Source organism: Vibrio sp. RM-41-2B (assembly GCF_024744415.1).
Lineage (GTDB): Bacteria > Pseudomonadota > Gammaproteobacteria > Enterobacterales > Vibrionaceae > Vibrio > Vibrio diabolicus.
Window position 1 is genome coordinate 56,000 of sequence record NZ_JAMQWD010000026.1, and the last position, 11,158, is coordinate 67,157.

9 protein-coding genes, 1 tRNA gene and 1 rRNA gene are annotated in these 11,158 nt (G+C 46.2%); 7 read left to right on the plus strand and 4 right to left on the minus strand.

The annotated features are described in order from the left end of the window. Positions 1-91 precede the first annotated feature (91 nt). The 7 genes from acs to fis all read left to right on the plus strand — a co-directional run bounded on the left by acs (position 92) and on the right by fis (position 7,162). Positions 92-2,044: an acetate--CoA ligase gene (gene acs, locus NB463_RS15595; protein ID WP_006742998.1), complete on the plus strand. Its 1,953-nt coding sequence runs from the start codon at positions 92-94 to the stop codon at positions 2,042-2,044. 303 nt (positions 2,045-2,347) lie between these two features. Beyond that, entirely contained in the window at positions 2,348-2,797 is a 450-nt protein-coding gene (aroQ, locus tag NB463_RS15600; RefSeq protein ID WP_005397842.1) for a type II 3-dehydroquinate dehydratase, read from the plus strand. A 61-nt stretch (positions 2,798-2,858) separates the two neighbouring features. Beyond that, complete coding sequence (gene accB / locus NB463_RS15605; protein ID WP_005397840.1) at positions 2,859-3,323, plus strand: acetyl-CoA carboxylase biotin carboxyl carrier protein; 465 nt, start codon at positions 2,859-2,861, stop codon at positions 3,321-3,323. A gap of 14 nt (positions 3,324-3,337) precedes the next feature. Beyond that, a complete protein-coding gene (gene accC, locus NB463_RS15610; RefSeq protein WP_005397839.1) occupies positions 3,338-4,681 on the plus strand; it encodes an acetyl-CoA carboxylase biotin carboxylase subunit in 1,344 nt (447 codons plus the stop codon). A gap of 165 nt (positions 4,682-4,846) precedes the next feature. Continuing rightward, the gene (prmA, locus tag NB463_RS15615; protein ID WP_164667064.1) at positions 4,847-5,734 is read left to right on the plus strand and encodes a 50S ribosomal protein L11 methyltransferase; all 888 of its coding nucleotides are present in this window, start codon (positions 4,847-4,849) and stop codon (positions 5,732-5,734) included. Between the two features lie 139 nt (positions 5,735-5,873). Beyond that, entirely contained in the window at positions 5,874-6,842 is a 969-nt protein-coding gene (gene dusB / locus NB463_RS15620) for a tRNA dihydrouridine synthase DusB (protein WP_005382505.1), read from the plus strand. A gap of 23 nt (positions 6,843-6,865) precedes the next feature. After that, positions 6,866-7,162, plus strand: a complete 297-nt coding sequence (gene fis, locus NB463_RS15625) for a DNA-binding transcriptional regulator Fis (protein ID WP_000462885.1) — start codon at positions 6,866-6,868, stop codon at positions 7,160-7,162. A 74-nt stretch (positions 7,163-7,236) separates the two neighbouring features. Here the strand turns inward: fis and NB463_RS15630 are convergent, their stop codons facing one another. The 4 genes from NB463_RS15630 to rrf all read right to left on the minus strand — a co-directional run bounded on the left by NB463_RS15630 (position 7,237) and on the right by rrf (position 11,144). Then, positions 7,237-8,394 (minus strand): MFS transporter, encoded by a 1,158-nt coding sequence (locus tag NB463_RS15630; protein ID WP_257083008.1) that lies wholly within the window; start codon positions 8,392-8,394, stop codon positions 7,237-7,239. Further along, on the minus strand, positions 8,391-9,962 hold the full coding sequence (locus tag NB463_RS15635) for an ABC-F family ATP-binding cassette domain-containing protein (RefSeq protein WP_053807746.1): 1,572 nt from the start codon (positions 9,960-9,962) through the stop codon (positions 8,391-8,393). The genes NB463_RS15630 and NB463_RS15635 overlap by 4 nt, the downstream gene beginning before the upstream one ends. 942 nt (positions 9,963-10,904) lie before the next feature. Beyond that, positions 10,905-10,981: transfer RNA gene (locus NB463_RS15640), tRNA-Asp, on the minus strand. A gap of 46 nt (positions 10,982-11,027) precedes the next feature. Further along, positions 11,028-11,144, minus strand: a 5S ribosomal RNA gene (gene rrf / locus NB463_RS15645). Positions 11,145-11,158: the final 14 nt, after the last annotated feature.

An 11,158-nucleotide genomic window follows, 5' to 3' on the forward strand; every position in this document is an offset into this window, starting at 1 on the left:
TTTAGAACCAAAAAACAGCCCTACAAAAACATATTCAAAATCTTATCTAGATTGGTGTAAGGCCGAGAAATAAGGCACAAGGAGAGAAGCCATGAGCGAAGCCCACGTTTATCCGGTAAAAGAAAATATTAAAACTCATACACACGCGGATAATGATACTTACTTAGCCATGTATCAGCAGTCGGTAACCGATCCAGAGGGCTTCTGGAACGAACACGGCAAAATCGTTGATTGGATCAAACCTTTCACCAAAGTAAAAAGCACCTCTTTCGATACTGGTCATGTCGACATTCGTTGGTTTGAAGACGGCACACTGAACGTCTCGGCTAACTGTATTGACCGTCATCTCGCAGAACACGGGGATGACGTCGCCATCATTTGGGAAGGCGATGATCCAGCCGACGACAAAACACTCACTTTCAACGAACTGCACAAAGAAGTATGTAAGTTCTCCAACGCATTGAAAGAGCAAGGCGTACGTAAAGGCGACGTGGTTTGTCTCTACATGCCAATGGTGCCAGAAGCCGCAGTGGCTATGCTCGCTTGTACCCGCATCGGTGCGGTTCATACCGTTGTATTTGGCGGTTTCTCACCAGAAGCACTCTCTGGCCGTATCATCGACTCTGACGCGAAAGTCGTGATCACCGCTGATGAAGGCGTGCGCGGCGGGCGTGCCGTTCCACTGAAAAAGAACGTGGACGAAGCACTAACTAACCCAGACGTAAAAACCATCAATAAAGTGTTGGTGCTTAAACGTACAGGTGGTGATGTCGAATGGCATGAACACCGTGATGTTTGGTGGCACGAAGCAACAGCTAACGTTTCTGACGTTTGCCCACCAGAAGAGATGAAAGCCGAAGATCCGCTCTTCATCCTTTACACTTCAGGTTCAACAGGCAAACCTAAAGGTGTACTACACACGACTGGTGGTTACCTCGTCTACGCGGCGATGACCTTCAAATATGTGTTCGATTACCAACCAGGCGAAACCTTCTGGTGTACCGCGGACGTGGGTTGGATTACCGGTCACACTTACCTAATCTACGGTCCACTTGCAAATGGGGCGAAGACCATCTTATTCGAAGGTGTACCAAACTACCCAAGCACAAGCCGTATGAGCGAAGTAGTCGATAAACACCAAGTCAACATTCTATACACCGCCCCAACCGCGATTCGTGCGCTAATGGCAAAAGGTGATGAAGCGGTTGCAGGCACATCTCGTTCAAGCCTGCGCATCATGGGCTCAGTGGGCGAACCAATCAACCCAGAAGCGTGGGAGTGGTACTACAAAACGATTGGTAACGAGAACTCACCTATCGTCGATACTTGGTGGCAAACGGAAACTGGCGGCATCTTGATTGCGCCACTACCGGGGGCAACCGATCTAAAACCAGGCTCTGCGACTCGCCCATTCTTCGGCGTCCAGCCTGCTCTTGTCGATAATATGGGCAACATTCTTGAAGATACCGTTGCTGAAGGTAACTTGGTTATCCTTGATTCTTGGCCAGGCCAGATGCGCACGGTTTACGGCGACCATGAGCGCTTTGAACAGACCTACTTCTCAACCTTTAAGGGGATGTACTTCACCAGTGATGGTGCGCGTCGTGACGAAGACGGCTACTACTGGATCACTGGCCGTGTTGATGACGTACTAAACGTGTCGGGTCACCGTATGGGTACCGCTGAAATTGAATCAGCGCTAGTGGCGCACCACAAGATTGCAGAAGCGGCGATTGTTGGTATTCCACATGACATCAAAGGCCAAGCTATCTACGCTTACATTACATTGAACGATGGTGAATTCCCGTCAGCTGAGCTGCACAAAGAAGTTAAAGATTGGGTGCGTAAAGAGATTGGTCCAATCGCGACACCAGATGTACTGCACTGGACGGATTCTTTACCGAAGACTCGCTCTGGTAAGATAATGCGTCGAATCCTGCGTAAGATTGCAACGGGCGATACAAGCAACCTCGGAGACACGTCAACGCTTGCCGATCCAAGCGTGGTAGACAAACTTATCGCAGAGAAAGCAGAATTGGCATAAATTCAACCAACTGTTTTAAAAGCACTTTAAAAACCGCCATCACTCATGGCGGTTTTTTGCTTTTGCGCACAAATTAGCCACATAAAGAACATGGCAATTATGTTGTTTTTGTTAACTTGGTTACAGAAACGAAGGTGGCTATTAGGAGATTAGACCAGTAAATTGCTGCTAATTGCTATGAATTAGCTATAATCTTGGTCGATTTTTTAAAATTTGCTCGGTTTTAACAAAAAAATCGTGCTGAACTATCGTATATTTGGGAATATAAACGTTCCACTCACGATAAGGGAAGATAGCAACATAATGTCTGCAAAGTCACGGATTCTTGTTCTAAACGGACCAAATCTTAACCTATTGGGTCTGCGCGAACCGACACACTATGGTCACAGCACCTTAGCACAAGTTGTGGATGCTCTTACGAAGCAAGCTCATAACGCTGGGGTGGAACTGGAACACCTACAATCAAATCGTGAGTACGAACTGATTGAAGCCATTCATGCTGCTTATGGCAAGATTGACTTCATTATCATCAATCCAGCGGCTTTCACTCATACCAGTGTGGCACTGCGAGATGCATTACTTGGCGTCGCCATCCCATTTATTGAGGTGCACTTATCAAATGTGCACGCACGTGAACCATTTCGTCATCACTCTTATCTGTCAGATAAAGCAGAAGGCGTGATTTGCGGTTTAGGCGCACAAGGTTATGAATTCGCTCTGTCTGCCGCGATTAATAAGCTACAGGCAAAGTAACCCTAACACTCTGCAACCCCACGAGGGTTGTCTTAATCACAAGATAAAAGAGAAAGAAAAGATGGATATTCGTAAAATCAAGAAGCTAATTGAGTTAGTTGAAGAGTCTGGCATTGCTGAGCTAGAGATTTCTGAAGGTGAAGAGTCAGTACGCATCAGTCGTCACGGCACTGCAGCCCCTCAAGCACCAGTTCACTACGCAGCAGCTCCAGTAGCGGCACCTGCTCCAGCAGCAGCGGCACCAGTAGCAGAAGCGCCAGCAGCAGAAGCTCCAGCAGCTGCAACGCCTGCAGGTCACCAAGTTCTTTCTCCAATGGTTGGTACTTTCTACCGTTCTCCAAGCCCAGACTCTAAAGCATTCGTAGAAGTGGGTCAGAAAGTAAATGCTGGCGATACGCTATGTATTGTTGAAGCAATGAAAATGATGAACCAAATCGAAGCGGACAAATCTGGCGTTGTTACAGCGATCCTAGCTGAAGACGGCCAACCAGTTGAATTCGACCAACCTCTTGTTGTAATCGAATAAGCGGGGCTTGCCTTATGCTAGACAAAGTAGTCATCGCGAACCGAGGTGAAATTGCACTTCGTATTCTTCGCGCTTGTAAAGAATTAGGTATTAAGACCGTCGCTGTTCACTCGACAGCTGACCGCGATCTTAAGCACGTACTACTCGCAGACGAAACCGTGTGTATCGGCCCTGCTCGTGGTATCGACAGCTACCTAAATATCCCACGAATTATTTCTGCAGCAGAAGTAACAGGGGCCGTTGCCATTCACCCTGGTTACGGCTTCTTGTCAGAAAACGCAGACTTCGCTGAGCAAGTTGAGCGCAGTGGTTTCATCTTCGTTGGTCCAAAAGCAGACACTATCCGCCTGATGGGTGACAAAGTGTCGGCGATCAACGCAATGAAGAAAGCTGGCGTTCCTTGTGTACCTGGCTCTGACGGTCCTTTGGACAACGACGAAGAGAAAAACAAGGCGTTTGCTAAACGCATCGGTTATCCAGTCATCATCAAAGCGTCTGGTGGCGGCGGTGGCCGTGGTATGCGTGTCGTTCGCGCAGAAAAAGACCTAATACAAGCGATTGCAATGACGCGTGCTGAAGCAAAAGCAGCGTTCAACAACGATATGGTTTACATGGAGAAATTCCTAGAAAACCCTCGTCACGTTGAAGTGCAAGTTATCGCTGACGGTCAAGGCGGCGCAATCCACCTTGGTGAGCGTGACTGTTCAATGCAACGTCGTCACCAAAAAGTAGTGGAAGAAGCGCCAGCACCAGGTATCACTGAAGAGATGCGTAAGTACATCGGTGAACGTTGTACTCGTGCATGTATCGAAATTGGTTACCGCGGCGCAGGTACGTTCGAATTCCTGTACGAGAACGGTGAATTCTACTTCATCGAAATGAACACTCGTATTCAGGTAGAACACCCAGTAACAGAAATGGTTACCGGCATCGACCTAATCAAAGAACAGCTTCGCGTTGCAGCGGGTCAACCTCTGTCATTCACTCAAGATGACATTAAGATCCGTGGCCATGCGATTGAGTGCCGTATCAACGCAGAAGACCCAGAACGCTTCCTACCATCTCCAGGTAAGATCGAGCGTTTCCACGCGCCTGGCGGTATGGGTGTGCGTTGGGAATCACACATCTATTCTGGTTACACAGTACCACCTCATTACGATTCAATGATTGGTAAACTGATTACTTACGGTGAAAACCGTGATGTGGCGATTGCACGCATGAAGAATGCTCTGGGTGAGATGATCATCGAAGGCATCAAAACCAACGTGCCACTGCAATTCTCCATTATGAATGACGAAAACTTCCAGCATGGTGGTGCAAACATCCACTACCTAGAGAAGAAGCTCGGCTTACAATAAGCCTTAGCTAACGTCTTAAAAAATGCCCACACCCGTGGGCATTTTTGTTTTGTATGTACTCTAAGCATTCAACAGATAAGTAGGCTTATTTGGGTATATACTCAAACAAATCGTAGAGTTCTGGTAAACTCTGCGCCACTTCATTCACTTTAAGAGCAAAAACCAATGCCTTGGATTCAAATCAAACTCAACGCGACCAATGAAAACGCTGAGCAAATCGGCGATATGCTAATGGAAGAGACTGGCGCGCTGTCTGTTACATTCTTAGACGCGCAGGATACACCTGTATTCGAACCTCTACCTGGCGAAACTCGCTTATGGGGCGATACTGACATTCTGGCACTGTACGATGCAGAAGCAGACACCAACTTCATCATCAATCAAATTAAAGCGAGCAATATGCTGGCTGACAATTTTGCTTACAAAGTAGAACAGCTTGAAGATAAAGACTGGGAACGCGAATGGATGGAAAACTTCCACCCAATGAAATTTGGTGAACGCCTATGGATTTGTCCAAGCTGGCGCGACATTCCAGATCCTGACGCTGTTAATGTTATGTTGGATCCTGGCCTTGCATTCGGTACGGGTACTCACCCTACAACAGCACTTTGTCTTGAGTGGCTAGAAAGCATGGATCTGAGCGGTAAAACCGTTATCGACTTCGGTTGTGGCTCAGGCATTCTTGCGATCGCGGCGATCAAACTAGGCGCTGAAAAAGTGATAGGGATCGACATTGATCCTCAAGCACTGCTTGCTTCGAAAGACAACGCAGAGCGTAACGGCGTTGCCGACAAACTAGAAGTTTACCTTCCTCAAAACCAACCAGAAGGTCTGATTGCAGACGTGGTTGTTGCTAACATTCTTGCTGGCCCACTGCGTGAACTTGCACCAATCATTAAAGGGCTAGTTAAGCCACATGGCGACCTCGCTATGTCTGGCGTATTAGACACTCAAGCCGAAGATGTTGCGAACTATTACCGTGACGAGCTTCACATTGACCCGATTGTTGAGCAAAGTGAATGGTGTCGTATCTCTGGTCGTAAGCAAGGCTAGACAAGGTTTTCAGAGCTAATTGTTTGAAATTCATACAATTTACAAAAACAATTTGTAAATGCTCAAATATTAGTCTTTTCACGCAGTGAAAAAATGCGTAAAATGCGCGCCCTTGCTGGTACAGAACTGTGATGACGTTTTGAAAATCGGAAACTATCAACTTAAGAACAATCTAATCGTAGCCCCTATGGCTGGTGTAACGGATAGACCGTTTCGCGAGTTGTGTCTTCGTTATGGTGCGGGAATGGCCGTCAGTGAAATGATGTCTGCTAACCCAAAACTATGGGGAACGTCAAAGTCGAAACAGCGCATGGTACACGAGGGCGAATCGGGCATTCGCTCTGTACAGATTGCGGGTTCCGATCCACAGCTTATGGCGGACGCAGCTCAATTCAGTGTTGAGAACGGTGCACAAATCATCGACATCAACATGGGCTGCCCGGCAAAAAAAGTGAATAAGAAGCTAGCGGGCTCTGCTCTGCTTCAATACCCAAACATTATCGAAGAGATTTTGAAAGCGGTCGTGAATGCAGTGGACGTTCCTGTAACGTTAAAGACTCGAACTGGCTGGGATACAGACAACAAGAACTGTGTCCAGATCGCTAAATTAGCCGAAAACTGCGGCATACAAGCTCTTGCTCTGCATGGCAGAACGAAAGCATGTATGTACAAAGGTGAGGCCGAATATGACAGCATTAAAGCGGTAAAAGAGGCGATTTCAATTCCGGTTATCGCGAACGGTGATATCGATAGCCCGGAGAAAGCCAAATTTGTACTGGAGTACACCGGTGCGGACGCTTTAATGATTGGACGCCCTGCCCAGGGTCGTCCTTGGATTTTCCAGGAAATCCATCACTATTTGGAAAACGGCACCACAATGGAGGAGCTTCCAACTGAGGAAGTGAAAACCATTATGCTTGGTCATGTAAATGCTCTGCATGAATTTTATGGGGAGTTCTTAGGTCCACGTATCGCGCGCAAGCACGTTGGGTGGTACCTGAAAGAGCATGAACAGGCAAGTGAGTTTCGCCGTACCTTCAACGCTATCGACGCAGCTCCGCTGCAAATTGAGGCGTTAGAAGGTTATTTTGATAACGTTGCATCATAATTAAGAGAAGAGCTAGACCGAATATGTTCGAACAAAATCTGACTTCAGAAGCATTAACAGTAACTACAGTAACGTCACAAGACCAGATTACTCAGAAGCCTTTACGTGACTCTGTTAAAGCGTCTCTTAAAAACTACCTTGCTCAACTAAACGGCCAGGAAGTAACAGAACTATACGAATTAGTTCTAGCTGAAGTTGAACAGCCACTACTAGATACCATCATGCAGTACACTCGCGGTAACCAAACTCGCGCGGCAACTATGATGGGTATCAACCGCGGTACTCTTCGCAAAAAACTTAAGAAATACGGCATGAACTAAGACCGGCTTTCAAAAAGTATTTGGAACAAGCCGTTACCTTTTTAGGTAACGGCTTTTCTTTATCTACTAAAACACTACGAATAACGCTCACTTTGTTCAGCATTACTAACTGGCTTTAAGATAATCACTGCTGAGCCAAACAATAACAAAGCCACGACAGCGACCCATTCACTACCTACAGAATAAGCAAAGCCCGCCAAGGCAGACCAAATCGCGACACCAAAGTGCATCATACTCATTCCAGAAGACATCAGCACACCTCGATGTTCATCAGATAAGCTTGCTATATGTGCTTGTAACGCCGGAGAGCCTACCCCTCCAGCAAGAGACCAGAGCACTAGAGCTGGAAGATAAGCGGTCACCGTACTCATCTCATTTGAGAACACCCATGCACTGCAAGGTATGCACACCATTAAAGCCACTCGCATAACGGCTCGAGAGCTACCAAGCCAACTGCAAGCTCTCCCCACGCACATATTTCCAACCACACTCACGATCCCTAGAGCAGCATAAATAGCGCCCACCCAACCGAGCGCCAACTCGCTGGTATCTCGAATATGAAGGCCTATCAGGTTAAATACACCAATACCTCCCCCTAGGCCTAAACACATCGCTAAAATCGCCCTCAAAGCGCCTGGAAGATGAATGACGTCTGTGATAGGCGGCAGAGTATCTGACTTCTTGGACTCATTATGCTTGTTGTTCATGAACACTACGCTCATGGCACCGACAAGAAGAGCCGCAACGCCCAAAATAATAAAAGCGGCACGCCATGATAAAAGCTGGGTCAACAATGCTCCGAGCGCCGGGCTGGTTATCATACCCAGCGTTAATCCCGCCTGAACCATCACAATTTGACGCATCGCTCTATTACCCTTCGCGTCTCCCGCCAACGCGAATGCAATTGGCAACATGCCTGCACTTGCAATACCTGTGATCACTCGACTTGCAATCGCAAGTTCAAAATCATGAACTATGCCCGTCGTAATAGACGCAACCCCAAATACGAAGCAAGCAGGCAACATGATACGAATACGCCCAACCCGGTCTGATAAACGTCCCAGGTAAGGAGCACAAATTGCTATAGCTAAACTATATGCCGTAATAAATAACGTAACCTGACTCGGTTGAACACTTAAATCATTTCCGATAGGTTCAAGAATAGATCCAAGCATCAACTCATCAGCACCAACAAGAAAAGCAACGAGAAATAGGATCATGGACTGCATCATAGCTCCACCTCCTGTTCTGTTTCCGATTCAGCACAAGTGAACAACGAAATATCTAAAACTCTGTCGGGCCAAGATCGTAAAAACGCCTTCTCATGAGATACCACAATCACGCTACCAGAAAAGCGCTGGAGAGCCTCTTTAAGCGCATTTTTACTGCTGCTATCCAAATGTGTCGTTGGCTCGTCCAACAGCAAAACATTGCATTTCTGGACTGATAAACAACAAAGTTTCACGCGAGTTTGCTCACCTCCGCTCAATGTATCCAGATGGCGCTGCGTCTTATCTCCGGTGACCCCAAAGCGAGCTAATAGCTTGCGTGATTCTTTGCTTGATATCGTTGGATCACAAGAGTATAGCTCCTGCTCAGGCGTGTGCTGAGGGTGACGCCAAGACAAATCTTGAGAAAAATACCCAATCATTGCACCTTTTGCCAATACCACCTCACCAGAGAGCGGCTCGATCTCCCCCATAAGGGTTTTAAGTAAAGTCGACTTACCTACGCCGTTAAAACCAGAAACGACCAACTTCTCCCCGCGCGCTAACGTGATATCAAGCGCAGGAAGCAGAGGCTGCTGATAACCTATCATCAACGCTTTTGCGTCAATCACATACTGTTGCCCAATAGGCTGGTGAGCAAAGTCAAACATCGATACTTTCTCTATATGATTCAGTTGAATACGTTCGATTTTATCCAGTTTTTTCTTGCGTCCCTTAGCAAGACTCGCGTTAACTCCAGCGCCATTTTTGGCAATAAATTGCTCTAACTTTCGAATTTCATTTTGCTGAGCCTTATATTGCTTTTCTAACAAAGCACCGTCGTGATGCTTTTGCTGCATTGCTTTGACATAAGTGCCGCTGTATTTTCGGACCGTTTGATAATCAATATCACAAATACTGGTCGCTACTTGATTAAGGAAGTCAATATCATGAGAAACCAGTAAAACAGTGCCAGTGTAATCGTTGAGAAACGTGACCAACCATTCAATGTGCAGAGCATCAAGATAGTTTGTCGGCTCGTCGAGAATTAACACATCGGGGTTGCGGAGTAACAACCTCCCTAAAAGGACCTTGTGTCTTTGACCCCCACTTAGCGAGACAAGCGGTGTATCTAAGCCAAATTGATAAATGCCAAGACCTACAGCAACTTGTTCAATTTTGGTATCAATTGCATAGAAGTCTTCATCTTCTAAATATGCCTGTAGTCGGGCGACTTGGCTTAAAAGAGATGTAGAGTGAGACTCGGTCATCGCCTGATACAAAGTCCAAAGCTTCTGCTCGGCAACGTATAAGTTCTCAAAAGCACTCTTTAAGCATTCATAAACCGTCAACGTATTATCCATCTTAAAATGTTGCTCTAAATACCCCACCTCAAGGTTTGGTAACCAGTCAATGCTGCCCTTATCTGCAGATAATTCACCGATAAGCAGTTTTAATAAGGTGCTTTTTCCAACGCCATTCGCCCCAGTGATACCTATTTTCTCTCCCACGTTAATTCGAAATGTCACGTTGTTATATAAACTCTTATCAGCGATCTGATAAGACAAATTTTTAACTTGTAAAATACTCATGTTTTTAACCAAATAAAAAGGGCCGGTGATCAATACCGGCCCTTATTTCAATACTGGATAATGCTTTGTAGCTGCTTAACAGATACAAAAAGGCCGATGATGAAATATCACCGGCCATCTCTTCTCTTTTATCAGGTGTACAGACGCCTGCGTATAACTTCAGCGAAGTTATACGCATAAAACACCTGATGAAGATTAATTTAAGACTCCGAGCAACACTTCATCGCGTTTTTTGCACGGAGTTTAGCCTTCTTACAAAGCTTTTAAACAAGAGATATAACATGGTTTACTGTCGAAAAAACATTCGATGTGAAGCGTACACCTTTAGAATAAAAAGTACCAGATAATTATTAAAACTATCGTGACTTACACAAAGGTCCACTGAAAGAAGACCTTTCCTCAGTCAATGTGCCAGGTGAACGACTTACTCAGCAAACACAGCTATGGGAGCACCTATACCGCTCACGTTATACGTACGTAGTAGTGGCTTTGTCGGTTGGAGACGGTTAGAGGGGAAGAAGTAGCAAATATCCTTTAAGGCAGGCACTGGCTTAAATAGATCTACAAACAAGATCCATGTTAGGAAAGTTTTAAATGCGCTGAGTTTATTTTAATGATCGCCTGTGGCTAAATCACAACATCTAAAGCAGAGAAATCTCCCCCGAAAATAACATAACCTAGCGAATAAACTTTCCAGGTAATAATAAAGGAAGCTTTGGTAAGTAAGCACAAGGGCTCAAAACTAGCGCTCGATACTGGGACCCGGTTCAGCAGAAACCACACAGAACTGCGCAACACCTCACTCATGACAGGGCTTAGAAAGCATAGCGAAGAGGGAAGCCTGCCTCTCGATGCAAGATTTCAATATGGAAATGGGGTTAAGGTAAATCGGGTAACCAAAACGAAAAAAGCCCCAGTCTTTCGACTGAGGCTTAATATAAATGGCGGAGTGGACGGGACTCGAACCCGCGACCCCCGGCGTGACAGGCCGGTATTCTAACCAACTGAACTACCACTCCGCAGTGGTATCACTCGCTTGTAATCAGCAAGTGTCCAAAAAATAAAGCCTGGCGATGTCCTACTCTCACATGGGGAAGCCCCACACTACCATCGGCGCTATTTCGTTTCACTTCTGAGTTCGGCATGGAAATCAGGTGGGTCCAAAACGCTATGGTCGCCAAGCAAATTCTTTAATC